Raw genomic sequence first — 17,113 nt, forward strand, 5'->3', positions numbered from 1 at the left:
CTTCTTTGTCTGTTTTTTTCTTTTCATTATGAGAATTTTTATTCCCCCGAAGGGGAAAACGCATCTTTCAACCAAGGAAAGCCAAAGGCGATTACGCTTCTGCAGCCTTACCAACGTTTTCTTCGTCAGCCTCTTCTTCAAGACCGTATTTCATCAGAAGGTCTTCGAGGTCGTCCATCTCGAGCGGAGTCGGGATGATTTTCATGTCGTTCGCGATGATTTTGCGAGCAAGTTCTTTGTACTCAAGAGCTTGGTCAGAGTTCGGGCTGTATTCAACAACCGTCATACGGCGAAGTTCAGCGTGCTGAACGATGTTGTTACGCGGTACGAAGTGGATCATCTGAGTTCCGAGGTCTTTAGACAGTGCGATAGCAAGGTCATACTCTTTGTCAGTCATACGAGCGTTACAAACCAGACCAGCAAGGCGAACGCCACCAGTGTTTGCATACTTCAGAATACCTTTAGAGATGTTGTTAGCAGCGTACATTGCCATCATCTCACCAGACATAACGATGTAGATTTCCTGAGCTTTACCTTCACGGATCGGCATAGCGAAACCACCACAAACAACGTCACCGAGAACGTCGTAAGAAACGAAGTCAAGACCTTCTTCTTCGTAAGCGCCTTCTTCTTCGAGGAAGTTAATTGCAGTAATAACACCGCGTCCTGCACATCCAACACCCGGCTCTGGTCCGCCAGACTCTGTACAGTTGATCCAACCGCCCGGTGCGTCAGGAGCAAAAATACCTGCACCCGGTTTCATTGCATCTTCGAGTTCGAGGTCCTCAACAGTACCCATTTCAGCAGCGAGCTGCAGAATTGTAGACTGTGCTTTCTCGTGAAGGATCAGACGAGTTGAGTCCGCTTTCGGGTCACAACCAACGATCATGATGTTTTTATCAAAGTAATGAGCCATAGAAGCCAGAGTGTTTTGGGAAGTAGTAGATTTACCAATCCCACCTTTACCATAGAATGCGATTTGACGAAGTTCAGCCATTTTTTTCTCCTTGTAGATGTACTTCGCCGTAGTTGGTGCATGATGCGTTCCCGGTTTTTTCAGCGACAATTCCTTACATTCCTAAAAAATACGGACAACAATAGGAAAAAGGAACAAATTTGTAAGAATAGGATTTGCAGCAGTGCCGACATTTTGTCGTAAAAGCCCGGAAAGCACCTAAACAAGGGAGTTTGAGAGGATTTACTACTGAAAGGAATTCTCAAAATCAGGAAGGATACACGGGCTTCAAAATTGTCGCAAAAAGGACAAAAATTGTCGTATATGCGACAAAATGCCCTTAAGGCCCCTAAATAGGGGCTTGGAAGCTTAAATATTATTTTTAAAATGAAAGACGGTGAGATTGGTGCGGCGGAAACCGCGGCGGGTGTAAAAGTGCAGTGCGTTTTCATTGTCGATATCCGCGGCAAGTTGGATGCGTTTGTAGCCGTAGGACTGTGCCATGAAACGCATTTTGTTGATGAGACGGCTGCCCACCCCCATCTTACGGTACTCCTGTAGAACGACGAGGTCTTCGATCTGTCCGACAAAATCCCCCTCGGCGCTGGAGATGAGACGCTGCATCGTCAGCATGCCGACGACCTTCCCCTCGTGACGCGCGACAAGCAGATCGGTCCCCTCGTGGGCGTAGAGTTTTGCGATCCCCGAGAGCTGCTTGTCGAAGTCGATCTCGAAATCCTGTTCAATCGCGAAAAGCACGCCCAGCAGTCCGGCCATATGCGGCAGGTCCTCCTCCGTTGCCGGTTCGATGGTGATCCCCGTTTTCATATTGATGTCGCAGATCTCCGGGTGGAGCACTTCAATCACCAGCTTCGCATGCTCATTCAGAGGATTGTCTCCTATATAGAGTGATTTCAGGTTCTTCATATTTGCCAGCGCTTCGGGAAGGTCGACAATGGCGTTACCGTCGATATCGAGTTCGTAGAGCTCCTCATAGCGGCTGATCGACTCGGGCAGCTCGGCAATGGCGTTGGAGGAGTAGCACAGCGACCCCAGGACGCTCGACGGCAGCATCGGGAACGCCGTCAGCCCGCAGCCGTCGCAGGAGAACGCCCGCAGATAGGGGGCGAAATCATCCGCGATCTCCAGGGTTGAGAGCGCGTTGTCGTCGAGGGTCAGTACCTCGAGCTCGTCCAGCCCGTGCAGGGCGATGTGACGAATACGGTTCGAAGCGAGATTGACCGATTCGACGCCGAGGGTGAAAAAGGCCTTGTCGATGGTCTCGATACGGTTGTCGGAGAGGTCCAGTTCCAGCAGGGAACTAAGGTACGCCGCCTCCGGGGGAATGGACGTGATCAGGTTGCCTTCCAGGTTCAGCCGTTCGACGGACGTGAGCTGGGCCGGCATCGCGGATATATCTTTAATATAGTTCGTCGCGAGGTTGAGGGTCCGGAGTTCATTGGGAACACTCAGACAGCGCTCAAAGCCTTCAAGAACGTTACCGCTGAGATCAAGCACCCGGAGCGTCGTGAAACGGGTCAGTTCGGAAACGTCGCTGATGCGGTTCCCGCTGAGATTGAGCGAACGGACCGGAAGCATGCCCAGGAGCGCCGGTACGGCACTGAAGGCGTTGCGCCGAAGATCGACGTTGCTCAGTTTCGTCATCGACACCATGGACTCCGGCAGGGATGAAAGCTTGTTGTTGCCCAGGTTGAGCGCGACCAGTTCGCTGAGCAGTCCGAACGCTTCAGGCAGCTGCGCCAGGGCACGGCTGCTGAGATCGAGACGCTTCACCTCCGTGGGCGCTTTGATCTCCGATGAAATGGCCCGCTGCTCCATCAACCATGCACGCAGGGTCTCCCATTGCGGTTCGGTCATGCTCACTCTCCTTCCGCCAGACGGCGTATCCGCTCGAGGCGCTGTTCAATCAGGTGTTCGATCTCTTCGAAATCATAGGTACCGAACTGGTTCATGTCGTACAATTTTACCAGTGCGGCACGGCAACAACTCTTATTGCATTCGGTCACAAGCTTTTTTGCTTTTTTGAAAGGGAGGGAGGTATTTTGAAAGATGTCGATGGCCTCGGCCACGTTTTTTTCGCCGCATTCGCAGATCTCCATCTGCAGGATCTCTTCTTTACTGCGCATGATTAGCCTCCGCGGGACGGGAGTCCTGGGCGGGAGGGATCAAAGACCGTTTTCAGTCTTGAACGTGTTGGCTTCTTCGACGGCAACGCGAAGTTTTTCACTCAGTTCCGGCATTTTGACGTAATCGGTCCAGAGTGTGTCTTCGACGATATCGTGGATCTCAGAAGCGATCTCTACCGCCAGACGTTTGCGCTTGGCCAACTCTTTTTTCAGTTCTTTTGCATCAGCTGACATTCTATCTCCTTGTTCGAGGTGGTTCAGGCCCCTCTGCAAACACGACCGAAATCGTCTTTGCAAAGAGGCCCTCAGGCCACTTTATGGACCTCGATGAGGGCTGCTTCCTCTTTGCGGAGGCCGACCAGGGTACGGTTGATCATCACCTGGACGGTGCTTTTGAACCAGCCGAAATGCTTAATGCTGATCTGCGCATTCGGCATCAGGCCCATTGCCAGCAGGCGCGCACGCAGTGCACCGTGGACATTGATAGCGTCCACCGCTGCTATTTCACCGACTTTCATCTGCAGTAAACACATTTCGGGCTCCTTTAAAGTGAAAATGCGTAAATGTTCTCGAACTTAACCGAGTTGCCGCCCTTGCTCATATGGACGAACGTCTGTTGCTGTTTGAAGTGGTACTTCTCATAAAGATCCACGACCGGCTTCACCCCGAGTGGGACATCGGCAAAGACCTTTTTGAGCCCCCGGAAATAGAGGACCCCTTTCATCATCTTCTCCGCTTCGTCCTCATGCCCTTCGCGGACCTGCCAGGGGCCCAGATAGACATGGCGTGCGTTCACGACGCTGGAGTGCTGGAACGCATTGGGCAGCGTGAACTTGAGCGAGCTTGTGCGTTCCATCTCGTCCATGAGGAACTCCAGACGGTTCTCGCCGAAGGTCTCATGGTCGATGACGGAGATGGCGGACTCGAAGTTGCCGCCGTCCAGTTCCTTCGCGTGCGCATTGGTAAAGTTGAACGGCGGCACCTTGCCGACATTAATGAAACGGCCCACTTCCATGTTCGATTCAAAGCCGTGGGCTTTGAAAAACGGCACGAGATCCGGGTTGGCATGGAGATAGATTTTGCGGAAATCGTTCTCCAGTACCGTCAGAAGCGTCTTGAAAAGGCGGGTGCCTATTCCCTTCTTCTGATATTCCGGACGCACCATAAAATATTTCATCTGCGCCGTTTCGGAGAAGCCGATGGACATGATCGCCCCGACAAGCTTGCCGTCTTCATAGGCGCCATAACAAAGGTGCGGAGAGTGCATCATCATCAGTTTGATATGGTAGCCGTCAGCGAGCCAGCCTACCGTATCGGCAATCTTGACCAGTTCACTGACGTCTGCAAATTTGAGCCATCCTATGAACATTGACTCTGCCTGTAAAGAGATACGAGCTCCATGTCGTCAAGGACCTGCTTTCGTGACGTCACGATTTCGCGGATCCGTGGCAGCAATGAGTGCAACGCACTCTTTTCGGCAGTAATACCGAGCTGTTTGAGATGGTACATGACCGTGCCCGTTCCCGAATGTTTGCCGATCGGGAATGCGCGAAGCCCCCCGACCTCTTCGGCATCAAAAGGTTCGTAGGCACGGCTGTTTTTCATCATACCGTCGGCATGAATACCGCTCTCATGGGCAAAGAGGCGCTCCCCGATAATGGGAGCATTCGGCGCGATGGTCACGCCCGCCGCCTCGGCAACGATGGCAATGAGCGAACGCATCTGCATCGCGTCGATATGACGCGCGTCGCCGTAGAGATGCTTGAGGGCCATCGAGATCTGCTCGAAGGAGGCGTTGCCCGCCCGTTCGCCCAGTCCGATAACTGTTGTATTGACGCTCTGTGCACCGGCATCGAGTCCGCTGAGCGCATTGGCATTGGCAAGACCGAAATCATTGTGCGTGTGCATTTCGATCGGAAGGAGATTGAGGGAAACCAATGCCTTGATGGCTTCATAGGTGCGCGTCGGTGTCAGAATCCCGACGGTATCGCAGTAGCGGAAACGGTCAGCACCGAGCGTATGGCCCAGTTGCATCACTTCGGCAATAAAGGAGAGATCGGCACGGGAGCTGTCTTCGGCTCCGATGCAGACATAGAGTCCTTCGCGTTTCGCGGCCAAGATGACTGCCTCGAGTTGCGAAAGCATCCGTTCCTTGTCACCGCCGAACTTGACGTCGATCAGAATGTCAGAAACGGGAATGGAGAGGTCAACGGCCGGCACGCCGCATTCAAGCGACGCCTCGAGATCGCGCATCGTCGCACGGTTCCAGGTCATCATCCGCGCCCCCAGCCCCAGGGCGAGAAGCTCGCGGATGTCTTCCTGTTCGCGCGTTCCCATGGCGGGAATGCCGATTTCGAGTTCATCGGCGCCGCACGCATCAAGCGCGCGGGCGATCGCTATCTTTTCAACGGTGTTGAACGCCACATAGGGCGCCTGCTCACCGTCACGTAACGTCGTGTCGTTGATAAAAGCCATTTCCATCCTTCACCTTCGTCAATTCGTCTCATCTGACGCAAATGCGAAAGCATTTATCTGCTTCTTAGCGGCCTTTTGCTGTTTCCCGCCGAAGCGGGGACAGCGATTGCTTAGTTCGCTTCCATCTCCTCGGGGAGATTGAAGTATTTACGCGTTGCTTTCAGGACGGAAGCTTCCATCGGCTGATAAGCGTAGCTCATGTCGGCGACGAGGCCGGCTGCTTTGAGGTCATCCTGCGGACAACCGCCGATCTTCGCCGTGAGGATCAGCTTACAGTCTTTGAGTTTTTCAACGATCGCGTCGATCGGGTTCGTGCCATCCGGACCTGCACAGTACTCATAGTCGAGTTTGCGGTGGTGGATGAAGCGGATACCGAGGTCGCCTGCTTCGTAGATAAGGAACTCTTTAACAGAACCGAAGTGCTGGTTGATCATACCTTCGCCCGCTGTCGTAACGGCAACGAGGATCGTCTGACCGTCAGAACTGAGGTCTGCTTTCTCTTTACGGACACGCTCGTTCGCTCTGTCAAGGAAGAAGCGGAACTCTTCGATCTTGGCGTGCGCCTCTTTGCGTCCTTCAACGTTGTAGTGTGCTTCGAGGGCATCGAAGCTCATTTCAGCGAAGCGTTCTTTCGTGAATTCCGCACCGCGGTCTTCACCGATCAGACCGACGGCATCGGCGCGGCACTGGCGGCAGTGCTGCATCAGTTTCATATCCATACCGCACGCTTCTTGCACTTCCATCTGCTGCTGGTCAGTCGCAGACGGAACACCGTCGAGGGCGAATTTCGTACCGAATTCCGGCTCGGAGATGATCGGCATGATGTTGTGGAGGAAGACACCGATCTCTTTCAGTTTCTTGGAAACTTCCGGCAGGTGCTTGTCGTTGATACCCGGGATCAGAACGGAGTTCGCTTTGATGAGGATACCGTGCTCAACACACTTCGCCATACCTTCGAGTTGTTTCTCGAGCAGGATGCGCGCCGCTTCTTTACCGTAGATACGTTTGTTGTTGTGGTAGATCCACGGATAGATTTTCGAACCGATCTCACCTGTTTCGTCTACAGAGTTGATCGTGACCGTAATGTGGTCGATGTCGTATTTGACCATTTCATCAACGTAGTCCGGCAGGGCGAGACCGTTCGTAGAGAGACAAAGTTTCAGGTCAGGCGCTTTTTCGCGGACCATTTCGAACGTCTTGAATGTTTTTTCCGGGTTGGCGAGGGCATCTCCCGGTCCGGCAATACCAAGAACACTCATACGCTGAACTTCACCGCCGACGAACATAACCTTCTTGACGGACTCTTCCGGCGTCAGGCGTTCGCTTGTAACCCCCGGACGGCTCTCGTTGGAACAGTCGTATTTACGGTTACAGTAGTTACACTGGATATTACATGCCGGTGCAACCGCAACGTGGATACGTGCGTAGTGGTGGTGGGCTCCTTCAGAGTAACATGGGTGATCGTGGACCTTTTCTGCAATATCAGCTGGCAATGCTGATTCTGTTGGGCTTGAACCGCAGCTCATTTTAGCTCCTTTTATAGATGTATAGGTTTGACGAACCTGACCTTGCATCATGTAGCTACAATCATATTCTGCTGCCAATGTTGCAAACCCTATTCCAGCCCTTTTCCGCGTGTTGGGGCTACCACCACCGACAATCTCGACAATTTTGTCCCCTCACTCCCCACCATATTGCACTGCAACATTATTAAATAGCAACTCATACACAAAGGCGCATTTCCGTCTAATCCCCGGCGGGCCGGGAACTCCCGACTGGAACGCATCTTGCAATTTACGCTGCAAGTACGCCTGCTTCCGGGCGACGGTAAAGGAAAACCCATGAAGATCGCTGTCCCGTTCAGTCAACAGCTTGAGCTCTATCGCGATAACCCTTCGACCGCCCCGAAATTCGGTATTTATGAAATCGTTATGGAAAAGAGCCGGGTCGGTATCTCACTGCTGAGCGTCGAGATGAACCCCTGGTGCAAAACGGCGTGCGGCCTCTTTGACACCTCTTCGACCACGTGTACCTGCGATGAAGAGCGCCAAAAAGACATCCGCCATATCACCGAACACTATGCCCTGCTTGAAGTGCTCGCAGGCTGCAGCTACCTGCTGGCCGACCGTTTCTGCGACAACACCAAACGGGCACTGACCAACGGCGGCATCCATCTGTTCAAGTTTCCCTCTGTCATCCGTACGACGGAGAACGCCATCAAAAATTTCATCATAGGAGCTTCGCTTGCAAATACAGTTGAACACGTCTACTATGCGTCTTGAAGAGCAGCCGCTTGACATCGGATACGCTTCCGAAAAGGTCACGCTCAAAGCCCCGGACGGTACGTCACAGAGTGTCGGGGGACAGGACGGTAAGACCCACCTGATCGTGACGGTCCCTTTTATAGATGACAACTGCATCGCCGAACTGCAAGCTATCGGCAAGGCCCTTCCGAAAGCCGACGATGTCACCGCGTCGCTGATCGTCGCCGCAACCTCCCACGAGGACCCCAAAGTCGAAGGCTTCCGCTTCCTGCTTGACAGCGACGAAGAGTTCGCCGACTGGTACGGTGTCCGCCTCAGCGGTGAGCCCCTTGATGGGGAGCTGACCAAGGCCCTGTTCATCATCTCCAAGGATGGTGCACTCTACTACGATGAATTTGCCAAGAACCTGCATGATCCGTTCAACGCCGAAACGGCCGTACGGAAAGTCTACGCTGCGCAAGAATGCTATACCGGGAAAGGATGCCACTAATGAGCGAAACAATGACCACAACAGAGACCAAAGACTACAGTGAACTGATCGAAACGATCAAGAAAGAGATCCGCAACCAGACGACCGTCCCCTATTTCGGACTGGGAATCTTCAAAGGCATCACGACCAAAGAGGGCGAACAGATGCCTTTTGACTCGGATTCGATGATCCTGATGATGAACAACGGCCGCGCCATGAGCCCGCGCCTGATGTTCGAATACTCCCGTGCCGCCATGCACCTGGAGCAGCGCCGGGGCGTCGACTACATCCAGCAGATGACCAACTGGATCTACACCAAGGAGTTCGAGCCGACGCCGCTGCACAAGGCGATCCTGAACATGTCGCCGCGCTACATCATCGACACCAACCGCGATGCCAAGCTGCAGGAGATGCTCGCATTCGAACCGCACACGTTCATCATCGGGAAGTCCCGTATCCTTGACAACGACTACCGCTACGAGATCTACGAGTGGGATGTCGAGAACAAGAAGTACTTCCAGGTCGACGAAGAGGCCCTCGACGACGCCCAGAAGATCCTCTTCAAGCCGATGGGTTCCCCGCTGCCGGACCCGAGCTTCGTCATCTCCGACGCCGACTATGTCGACTGGCTGACCGAAGCGATGGGCGGCTATGCCGTCCCGTCCGTCCTCAAAACCTACCGCAAGACGAAAAAGTACCTCTTCATGGGCACCTATTTCGACCGCGATACCGACCGTATGGTCGCCAACGAGCTGACACACGACCTCGAAGGCGGTTACTTCATCACCGACCAGGAGCTCGGTAAAAAAGAGAAGAAATTCGTCGAGAAACACAATCTCGAAGTGATCGAGATGACGCTCGAAGCCTTCACCGAGGCCTTTATCTAAACAATATACACCTGCCCCATGCGGGGCAAACGATACTCAATCTCGAGCGATCGCTTAGCGGGATGACGCGGCGAAGCCACACAAAGGAAACTTATGCCATACATACCAACCGTAAAAGACAGAACCCCCCGGGGCGAACGCTATTTTGACCTTTTTTCCAAACTGATGGGCGACCGTGTCGTCATGATCACCGAACCGATCGACGACCACATGATGGGGATCATCGTCTCCCAGCTGCTTTATCTTGAAGCCGAAGATTCCGAAGAGCCGATCCACATGTATATCAGTTCTCCGGGCGGTTCGGTGATGGCGGGCCTCGCCATCCTCGACACCATGCAGCTGATCAGCGCACCGGTCTACACCTACGGCCTCGGGATGGTCGCTTCCATGGCAGCCGTTCTCTTTACCTGCGGCGAACCGGGACACCGCTACGTACTCCCCAACGCCGAAGTGATGATCCACCAGCCCCTCGGTGGTGCACAGGGCCAGGCCAGCGACATCGAGATCCAGGCCAACCATATTATCAGCCTGAAAAGACGTCTCTACAAGATCCTCTCCGAAGCCACCGGCGCGACAGTCAAAACCATTGAGAAAGCCAGCGACCGTGACAACTATTTCATTGCCGAAGATGCTATCAAATTCGGTCTGGCGGACCAGATCCTCAATGCTATTACGAAAAAGGAAGTCTGATGAGTACCAAAGAAGAAAAAACATGTTCGTTCTGCGGGCGTAAGCAGAGCGAAGTGAAAAAAATGTTCTCTTCGGAGAACACCAATATCTGTAACGAGTGTGTCACGACCTGTTCGAACATCCTGCAAAAGGAAGTCCGCTACGAACAGCAGGAGAAACTGCACCAGGAGCTGCCGAAGCCCGCGAAGATCGTCGATTTCCTCGACAAGTACATTATCGGTCAGGAGGACGCGAAAAAAGTTCTCGCCGTCGCGCTGTACAACCACTACAAGCGGATCGAAAACCCGATCTACAATAATGTCGAGCTGGAAAAATCGAACATTATGCTGCTCGGACCGACGGGGAGCGGTAAGACGCTGCTCGCCAAGTCCCTGGCGAAGATCATGAACGTCCCCTTCGCCGTCGCCGATGCCACGGCCCTGACCGAAGCGGGCTACGTCGGCGAAGACGTCGAGAGCATCCTCTCACGCCTCCTCGCCGCGGCCAACTACGACATCGAAGCCGCCCAGCGCGGGATCATCTACATCGACGAGATCGACAAGATCGCCCGCAAGAGCGAGAGTGCCACGATGGGCCGCGACGTCTCCGGCGAGGGTGTCCAGCAGGGTCTGCTCAAGATTCTGGAAGGCAGCGAAGTCTACGTCCCGGTCAAGGGAAGCCGCAAAAACTCCACGACGGAGACGGTGCTCTTCGATACGACGCACGTTCTCTTCGTCTGTGGGGGCGCCTTTGTCGGCCTCGTGCCGGACAAACATACGAAGCGTACCAATAAGGTCGGCTTCGCGAAGGTTCAGAAGAGCGAGATGGCTGCCGACTTCAAAGTCGACCAGCGCGCCCTGGTCCACTACGGTATCATCCCCGAGTTCATCGGGCGTATCCCCGTCATCGCGCAGCTGCGCGAACTGACCAAGGATCAGATGGTCCAGATTCTCCAGGAACCGGACAACGCCCTGATCAAGCAGTTCCAGGCGCTCTTCGAGATGGACGGTATCACCCTCGAGTTCGAAGACAAGGCTCTCGAAGCGATCGCCCAGCAGGCGATCGACAAGGGTGTCGGTGCCCGCGGTCTGCGCGGGATCATCGAAGAGGCGATGCTGCCGCTGCAGTACAGCTGCCCCTCAAGAGACAACCTCGAAAGTGTCACGATCACCGAGGCGGTCGTCGCCGATCCGACAACCGAACCGATCTACACCTTCAAAAAAGAGGACGAGAGCGCCGAGGCGTAATCCCTCTCTGCTCCCGATGACTTTACGGGAGCAGATCCTACAATCCTCCATCCCCAAACACGCCTTTCTTACTTATTCACGTAGCCGAACGTTTACGGGTATGATGTAGAATCTCTTCAAATATTGAGGGGAACCGCATGTTTTCAAAAAACCGTTATGCCATTGATCTAGGAACGGACAATACCATCGTCTATGAACCCTCGCGCGGCATCATCTTTAACGAACCGACCTGCGTCACATTGAACAAAAGCAGCGGCAAAACGCTTTGCATCGGACACGAGGCCAAAAAGATGCTGGGCAAGACACCGCCGCACCTCCCCGTCATCCGCCCTCTTTCGCAAGGCGCCATCGCCAATCTCGATGCGACGGTGCTCTTTTTGAAGCATCTCATCAAAATGCTGATGCGCAAACGCAGCCTTTTTGGTCCCGCGATCGCCGTCAGCGTTCCCTTCGACCTCACACGCTACGAACGCAACGCCGTCAAATCGGCCGGCCTTCAAAGCGGAGCGGGCAGCGTCGTGATGATCAAAGACCCCTATTCGGCGGCCATCGGGGCCGGCATCGACTTCCACTCCCCCGACGGGGCCCTGCTGCTCGATATCGGCAGCGGCGTCACCGAGATCTCCCTGCTCGGCTGCGGCGGTATCGTCGCATCGCACTCCGTACGCTCTGCCGGATGGGACTTTGAGCAAGACATCATTCACCATTTCGACAGCGTGCACCGCGAAAGGATCTCATCGCGCGATGCCGAGTTGCTTAAACTGCAACTTTCCCGTCATGACAGAGGTGACACGACGGAGGTCCATGCCCTCAGCCGCGACAATGCCCTGCCCCATGTCCTGCAGATCCCGAAGTGCGAAGTACGGGAGGCATTGAAACCCAGTATCCTCCGTCTTGGCCGCTTCGTAAAAACGTTCATGCGTACCCTCCCCCCGGATTTCGCCCCACGTCTCCGCGATAACGGCCTCTACCTGACCGGAGGCAGTGCACTGCTTGGCGGTCTGAGCGGTCACCTCGAAAATGCGCTTGGGCTCAAAACCGTCCTCGGCCGTGATCCCCTCCTGGAGATCGCCCTGGGTGCCGGGCGCATCATGGAGGACCGTAAGCTTTTTGCGCATCTCAGCGCCAGGTAACCCCTCCACAACAATCCGGCGGTCGAACCGATGGGCACCTTCATAAAAGAGAAAAGAGCCTAAGCGGAGACGACCCGGTTGCGGCCGGAGCGCTTTGCGGCATACATGGCCGCATCGGCCGCTTCGAGCAGTTTGACCGGACTACCGGTGCTTTTCGTGAGGCTGGCGACCCCGATACTCACTGTCAGGAAAAACTCCCCTTCACCCCCCGTCATATAGGGTTCCCCTGCGATCTCGCCACAAAGACGCTTTGCCAGTTCCATCGCCTCATCATGCGAAGATTCGGGCAGAATGATCACGAACTCTTCGCCGCCGTAGCGGGCAGTCATGTCGGTTTTGCGCATCGTTTTTTTCAAAATGTCCGCCACCTTACGCAGCGCCATATCCCCGATCTGATGACCGAAGGTATCGTTGATCTTCTTGAAATGGTCGATATCGAGCATAAAGAGTGAGAGCGGGTGGTTGTAGCGTTCCGCCCTGCCGACCTCGGCATTCAGCTGTTTTTCCAGAACGTGGCGGTTGTACAGCCCGGTCAGGGCATCGTGCCGCGCCGAATACTCCAGCGCCCGTTCCATCCGCCGGTATTCCGTGACGTCGCGGACGATCCCAAGCACCCGCTCCTCCTCACCGATCATGATGGGAGTGGCGGAGATCTCTGCCAAAAAAACACTGCCGTCTTTGCGCCGCAGCTTTTTCTCCCGCCGGGACGGTTGGCGTGTCCTGATGATCCCGGGGAACATCTCCGGTTCCTGGCCAGGGGGCAGCAGGTCGAACACATGCATCCGGCTCAATTCGCTTTTCGTGTACCCGACGAGTTCCGTATAGGCGTTATTGACCATAACGAAGTGCCCACTCCTGTCCACCAGACCGATCCCGTCCATGCTCTGTTCCACGACCGCACTCAACAGCGCCTCTCGGTCTTTCAGGGTCTGCTCATACTGTTTGCGGTCCGTAATGTCATAGATCGTCCCGATGGAACGGACCGGCGTGCCCTTTGCATCATAAAAGGTTTCGCCGCTTTCGAGGACATATTTGACCCTGCCGTCGCGCAGCAGCAGACGGTGTTCGATTCTGTAGGGCGCATGATGGCTGACCGACTCCTGGTAGGTCCGGTCGACCAACGACCTGTCGTCGGGGTGGATAAAGTGTGCGAACAGCTCATAGGAGACGTCGTAATCGTCCCGATCGATTTCAAAAATCCGGTACACTTCATCCGACCACGTCAGAGCGTTCGTGGCAAGGTTGAGTTCCCAGCTGCCGAAGTGCGCCAGGCTCTGCGCCTCCTGCAGTTTGCTCTGGGAGGCTTCAAGGTTCTGGGTACGCTGCTCCACAAGGTACTCGAGTTTTTGCCGGTCAAGCGTATTGCGTTTGACGAGATAGCGGTAGATAAAAAGGTTGATAAAGATGTATCCGACAATGACCCCGAACATCACATATTCAAAAAAGGCGAGTTTGGCGTTCAGGGCGTTGAAAATCCCCTCGATCCTGTCGTTGAGCAGGCTTAGAAAGTCGTCGATGGGGTTCATGATCTTCTGTTTGGCCTCATAATAGGCCTTGGAGTGTAACAGCGCAATAGCTCGCTGCTGGTCAGGTTTCGCCCGGACGGTGTACATCCCCTCGCTATCCTTGAAACGCCCTTCCAGCGCGTTGATCGCCTCGACCTCCAGGCTGACCAGCGCATTTGAGTTGGCTTCCGCCGTTGTCAGTTTGGCGGTTTCTTCCGGGGTGAAAGGCAGCTCCGCGATGATGGCATCCATGGATTTTTTCTCACCCAGCGGATGCTTGCGCTCTCTGTCTTCTTTCGCCAGGTCCCAATAGACGTTGGCATACCCTTTGGGTCGGGGTGCCATGCCGTTGCGGATATCCAGGGTCGTGTAGTAGCGATGTTTGAATTCGGGGTCTTTCGTCACGGCATAGGAGCGTGCGAAATGCGTCAGGTCGTCGGAGGTCTGCCGCAGTTCGTCGGCGGTGACCAACATCTGTTTGGCATCAAGAATCTCCTGTTCCATCCGCACGTGGAGTGTCCCGGCCTTATAGAAGATGGCCGTTACAATACCAATCATCATGATTTCACTTAAAATAATAAAAAGATTATTTTTTGTTCTCATAATATATCTATTATAGCAGAGTCGGGGGACGGACCGCAACTACGCCGGCCTATCGACCCGTTGACACGAAAAAAATCCCCCTTTTTGCGTAGCGAACGCTTTTGAACCCTCTTCTCGAACGGATTTTGCATTCTACCGGGTATTAACACCCAAAATTACGAGGAACATTCAATGCGCGTTTATCTCGACAACAATGCCACTACCAAGATCGACCCCCTGGTCAAAGTCAAAATGCAGCCCTTTTTCGAGGACCTCTTCGGAAACCCGAACTCCCTGCACCAGTACGGGATGGAAGTCCGCCCCCACCTGAACAAAGCGATGGGGAAAATGTACGACGCCCTGAATGTGCCGGACGAAGATGACATTCTCATCACCTCCTGTGCGACAGAGAGCAACAACACCGTACTCAAAGGGGTTTATTTCAAACATATCCTGAAAAACCCGGAGAAGAACCATATCGTCACAACCTCCGTCGAGCACCCCTGTATCCTCGACACCCTCCACTTCCTGAGCGACTACGGTGTCGATGTCACCTACGTCGACGTGGACGAAAACGGCGGTGTCAGCGCCGAAGCGATCAAAGCGGCCGTCACCGACAAAACCGTCCTTATCTCCATGATGTGGGCCAACAACGAAACGGGAATGATCTTCCCGGTCGAAGAGGTCAGCGCCTTCGCCAAAGAGAACGACATCCTCTTCCACAGCGATGCCGTCCAGGCTATCGGCAAACTGCCGGTCGACCTTACAAAGGTCAACGTCGACTACCTCACCTTCTCCGCGCACAAGTTCCACGGTCCCAAAGGGGTCGGCGGACTCTACGTCAAAAAAGGCAAGCAGCTTCCCAACCTGCTGCACGGCGGTGAGCAGATGGGCGGTAAACGCGCCGGTACGCTCAACGTCGCCTATATCGTCGGGATGGGTCTGGCGATGGAACAGGCCGCGGGCCACGTTGATAAGATGAATACGGAAGTCCGCCGTCTCCGCGACAAACTCGAAGACGCCCTGGCAAAAATCCCCGACACCATCATCGTAGGGCCGCGCGACAACCGCACACCGAATACCGTGCTTATCTCCCTGCGCGGGATCGAAGGTGAAGCGATGCTCTGGGACCTCAACCGTGCCGGCATCGCCGCGTCTACCGGTTCTGCATGTGCCTCCGAGTCCCTCGAAGCCAACCCGATCATGAGCGCCATTGGCGAAGACCCGGAACTGGCGCATACCGCCATCCGCCTCAGCCTTTCACGCTTCACGACCGAAGAGGAGATTGACTACGTCATCGACGCTTTCACCAAAGCGGCGGAGCGCCTGCGCTCCATCTCCTCAACCTACGGCTACAAAAGCGAAGCGGGCTGAGAAATGCGCTACCTGATAAACGTCCGCGTCGACGGGACGAAAAAGCGCACCTACCCCGTCGAGGCGGCGGACGAGACGCAGGCCAAAGAGCGTCTGCTGCTCCGTCTTCCTCCGCACCAGCGCGAGACGCTTATTGTCGATGAAATCAAGATTGACCCCGCTTCCCTGGTCAACGCCGACCCCTACGGGATCTTCGGCGAAGAGTGATCAGTCGCGCTTCTGCATCGCTTTGCGCAGCGGCGTATAGGCCCACCACACTTTTGCCTCTCCCCCGTTCATAAAATCCGTAATCGACATAAAAACATCTAGGACACAGGGGTCTTGTTCCGAACCCGTCAGCTCGCAGAGTATGCCGTAGAGTTCAACCGGGTCCTGCCCGATAAGCTGTTCGGGACGGTTGATCCCGATCCGGCGAAGATCGCCGGCCAGCGAAGATCCGATGTTCGGCAGATCCGTCAACGTTTTCGTCGTTTCGCGCTTCACTTTATCCGGGTGCATAGGCGTGTTCCCTTTCACTGGGGCATGGGGAACGGGTTGAAAAGAGGGAGAGACACCGCAGGGTTTTCGCAGCTTACCCGCTCCCGTTGCAGTATAGATATCTCAACAGCATAGCGACAAACATTTTAAGATGCGCTAAATTTGGTTTTTTTATATTTACATAAATTACTAAATTAGAAAGAAAATTTCAGTAATGAAAGGAATCCCAGAGTGATCCGAACATCAACGTCAACAGGAGAGAGATAATCTTAGCCGCAAAATCATAGAACACAACTTGCATCACGACGGCCATATCACAATATAAGGATGACTCCCTATGTCAACAGTAAAGGACTTCATTTACGGGAACAACCTGCAATGGCAGGCTTCTTTCAGCGAGAAAACGGACAAATACGATTACGGCTACCGCGGCAGCCTCGTCATTACACCGGGCAAGGTACTCTCTGCCGACAAGCAGCTCCCGCCGAAAGCAACCGCCACTCAGGTAATCCTCGTCAGCAACAGCGACAAAATCGATTTCATCGCCTGCGAACTCGAAACCCTCGATTTCTTCGAACCGTTTGTTGAACAGTACAAAGAGGTCCTCTCCACCGACGGTCTTTATATTCTCTTCGTCACCGACCTCGACGCCGACGGCAAGTTCGAGTACGAGGGCTTCACTTTTTACGCCTTCTCCCTGGACGAAAGCTCCGTATGGAACGAACTGCTCGACCATGCAGATCTCTCCAAAGGCGACCTGAAAAAACTCAGCGCCGGCGAAAAGATCGATACCGTCTATGACGAGATCAAAAGCACGACACTGCGTATCGCCGACAAAAGCTATGACGACGTCAAAGCTGCACAGAGCGGCGAAGGCAGAGTCCTCTTCGGCGCCGTCTGATCGCGCTGCCCCCCGGGGCATCCCCTTT

General features: G+C 54.4%; 19 protein-coding genes. 9 read left to right on the forward strand and 10 right to left on the reverse strand.

The features are described from left to right. Positions 1 to 91: 91 nt before the first annotated feature. From nifH to nifB, 8 genes are all read right to left on the reverse strand, one after another. A complete protein-coding gene (gene nifH / locus LOH54_RS08135) occupies positions 92 to 997 on the reverse strand; it encodes a nitrogenase iron protein (protein ID WP_231018405.1) in 906 nt (301 codons plus the stop codon). A 327-nt stretch (positions 998 to 1,324) separates the two neighbouring features. Beyond that, complete coding sequence (locus LOH54_RS08140) at positions 1,325 to 2,833, reverse strand: GNAT family N-acetyltransferase (protein WP_231018406.1); 1,509 nt, start codon at positions 2,831 to 2,833, stop codon at positions 1,325 to 1,327. A gap of 2 nt (positions 2,834 to 2,835) precedes the next feature. After that, the gene (locus tag LOH54_RS08145; RefSeq protein ID WP_231018407.1) at positions 2,836 to 3,102 is read right to left on the reverse strand and encodes a hypothetical protein; all 267 of its coding nucleotides are present in this window, start codon (positions 3,100 to 3,102) and stop codon (positions 2,836 to 2,838) included. A 39-nt stretch (positions 3,103 to 3,141) separates the two neighbouring features. Next, positions 3,142 to 3,336 carry a CCE_0567 family metalloprotein gene (locus LOH54_RS08150; protein ID WP_231018408.1) on the reverse strand — a complete coding sequence of 65 codons (195 nt, stop codon included), beginning with the start codon at positions 3,334 to 3,336 and terminating at the stop codon, positions 3,142 to 3,144. A 71-nt stretch (positions 3,337 to 3,407) separates the two neighbouring features. Then, the gene (locus tag LOH54_RS08155; protein WP_231018409.1) at positions 3,408 to 3,635 is read right to left on the reverse strand and encodes a FeoA family protein; all 228 of its coding nucleotides are present in this window, start codon (positions 3,633 to 3,635) and stop codon (positions 3,408 to 3,410) included. Positions 3,636 to 3,646: 11 nt separating this feature from the next. Further along, positions 3,647 to 4,471, reverse strand: a complete 825-nt coding sequence (locus LOH54_RS08160; RefSeq protein ID WP_231018410.1) for a GNAT family N-acetyltransferase — start codon at positions 4,469 to 4,471, stop codon at positions 3,647 to 3,649. Beyond that, the gene (gene nifV, locus LOH54_RS08165) at positions 4,462 to 5,577 is read right to left on the reverse strand and encodes a homocitrate synthase (RefSeq protein ID WP_231018411.1); all 1,116 of its coding nucleotides are present in this window, start codon (positions 5,575 to 5,577) and stop codon (positions 4,462 to 4,464) included. Before nifV ends, LOH54_RS08160 begins: the two co-directional genes overlap by 10 nt. Positions 5,578 to 5,687: 110 nt before the next feature. Then, the gene (gene nifB, locus LOH54_RS08170) at positions 5,688 to 7,070 is read right to left on the reverse strand and encodes a nitrogenase cofactor biosynthesis protein NifB (RefSeq protein ID WP_231018412.1); all 1,383 of its coding nucleotides are present in this window, start codon (positions 7,068 to 7,070) and stop codon (positions 5,688 to 5,690) included. A 348-nt stretch (positions 7,071 to 7,418) separates the two neighbouring features. Here nifB and LOH54_RS08175 point away from each other — a divergent pair, with 348 nt between their 5' ends. From LOH54_RS08175 to LOH54_RS08200, 6 genes are all read left to right on the forward strand, one after another. Next, on the forward strand, positions 7,419 to 7,859 hold the full coding sequence (locus LOH54_RS08175) for a NifB/NifX family molybdenum-iron cluster-binding protein (RefSeq protein WP_231018413.1): 441 nt from the start codon (positions 7,419 to 7,421) through the stop codon (positions 7,857 to 7,859). Beyond that, complete coding sequence (locus LOH54_RS08180) at positions 7,849 to 8,331, forward strand: redoxin family protein (protein ID WP_231018414.1); 483 nt, start codon at positions 7,849 to 7,851, stop codon at positions 8,329 to 8,331. The genes LOH54_RS08175 and LOH54_RS08180 overlap by 11 nt, the downstream gene beginning before the upstream one ends. Next, on the forward strand, positions 8,331 to 9,197 hold the full coding sequence (locus LOH54_RS08185) for an SIR2 family protein (RefSeq protein WP_231018415.1): 867 nt from the start codon (positions 8,331 to 8,333) through the stop codon (positions 9,195 to 9,197). The genes LOH54_RS08180 and LOH54_RS08185 overlap by 1 nt, the downstream gene beginning before the upstream one ends. A 93-nt stretch (positions 9,198 to 9,290) precedes the next feature. Then, positions 9,291 to 9,887: a ClpP family protease gene (locus tag LOH54_RS08190; protein ID WP_231018416.1), complete on the forward strand. Its 597-nt coding sequence runs from the start codon at positions 9,291 to 9,293 to the stop codon at positions 9,885 to 9,887. Next, on the forward strand, positions 9,887 to 11,113 hold the full coding sequence (gene clpX, locus LOH54_RS08195; protein WP_231018417.1) for an ATP-dependent Clp protease ATP-binding subunit ClpX: 1,227 nt from the start codon (positions 9,887 to 9,889) through the stop codon (positions 11,111 to 11,113). Before LOH54_RS08190 ends, clpX begins: the two co-directional genes overlap by 1 nt. 137 nt (positions 11,114 to 11,250) lie before the next feature. Further along, positions 11,251 to 12,246: a rod shape-determining protein gene (locus LOH54_RS08200; protein ID WP_231018418.1), complete on the forward strand. Its 996-nt coding sequence runs from the start codon at positions 11,251 to 11,253 to the stop codon at positions 12,244 to 12,246. A 59-nt stretch (positions 12,247 to 12,305) separates the two neighbouring features. Here LOH54_RS08200 and LOH54_RS08205 read toward each other — a convergent pair whose 3' ends face one another. Further along, positions 12,306 to 14,312: a sensor domain-containing diguanylate cyclase gene (locus tag LOH54_RS08205; protein ID WP_231018419.1), complete on the reverse strand. Its 2,007-nt coding sequence runs from the start codon at positions 14,310 to 14,312 to the stop codon at positions 12,306 to 12,308. 213 nt (positions 14,313 to 14,525) lie between these two features. Here LOH54_RS08205 and LOH54_RS08210 point away from each other — a divergent pair, with 213 nt between their 5' ends. Both LOH54_RS08210 and LOH54_RS08215 read left to right on the forward strand, forming a co-directional pair. Further along, a complete protein-coding gene (locus LOH54_RS08210) occupies positions 14,526 to 15,707 on the forward strand; it encodes a NifS family cysteine desulfurase (RefSeq protein WP_231018420.1) in 1,182 nt (393 codons plus the stop codon). Between the two features lie 3 nt (positions 15,708 to 15,710). Next, a complete protein-coding gene (locus LOH54_RS08215; protein ID WP_231018421.1) occupies positions 15,711 to 15,914 on the forward strand; it encodes a hypothetical protein in 204 nt (67 codons plus the stop codon). On the opposite strand, the gene LOH54_RS08220 is transcribed toward LOH54_RS08215, so the two are convergent. After that, entirely contained in the window at positions 15,915 to 16,205 is a 291-nt protein-coding gene (locus LOH54_RS08220; protein ID WP_231018422.1) for a helix-hairpin-helix domain-containing protein, read from the reverse strand. A gap of 316 nt (positions 16,206 to 16,521) precedes the next feature. Between LOH54_RS08220 and LOH54_RS08225 the strand changes: the two genes are divergently transcribed. Then, positions 16,522 to 17,085 carry a hypothetical protein gene (locus tag LOH54_RS08225; protein ID WP_231018423.1) on the forward strand — a complete coding sequence of 188 codons (564 nt, stop codon included), beginning with the start codon at positions 16,522 to 16,524 and terminating at the stop codon, positions 17,083 to 17,085. The last annotated feature ends 28 nt before the right edge of the window (positions 17,086 to 17,113 follow it).

Source organism: Sulfurimonas sp. HSL-3221 (assembly GCF_021044585.1).
Classification (GTDB): domain Bacteria; phylum Campylobacterota; class Campylobacteria; order Campylobacterales; family Sulfurimonadaceae; genus Thiomicrolovo; species Thiomicrolovo sulfuroxydans.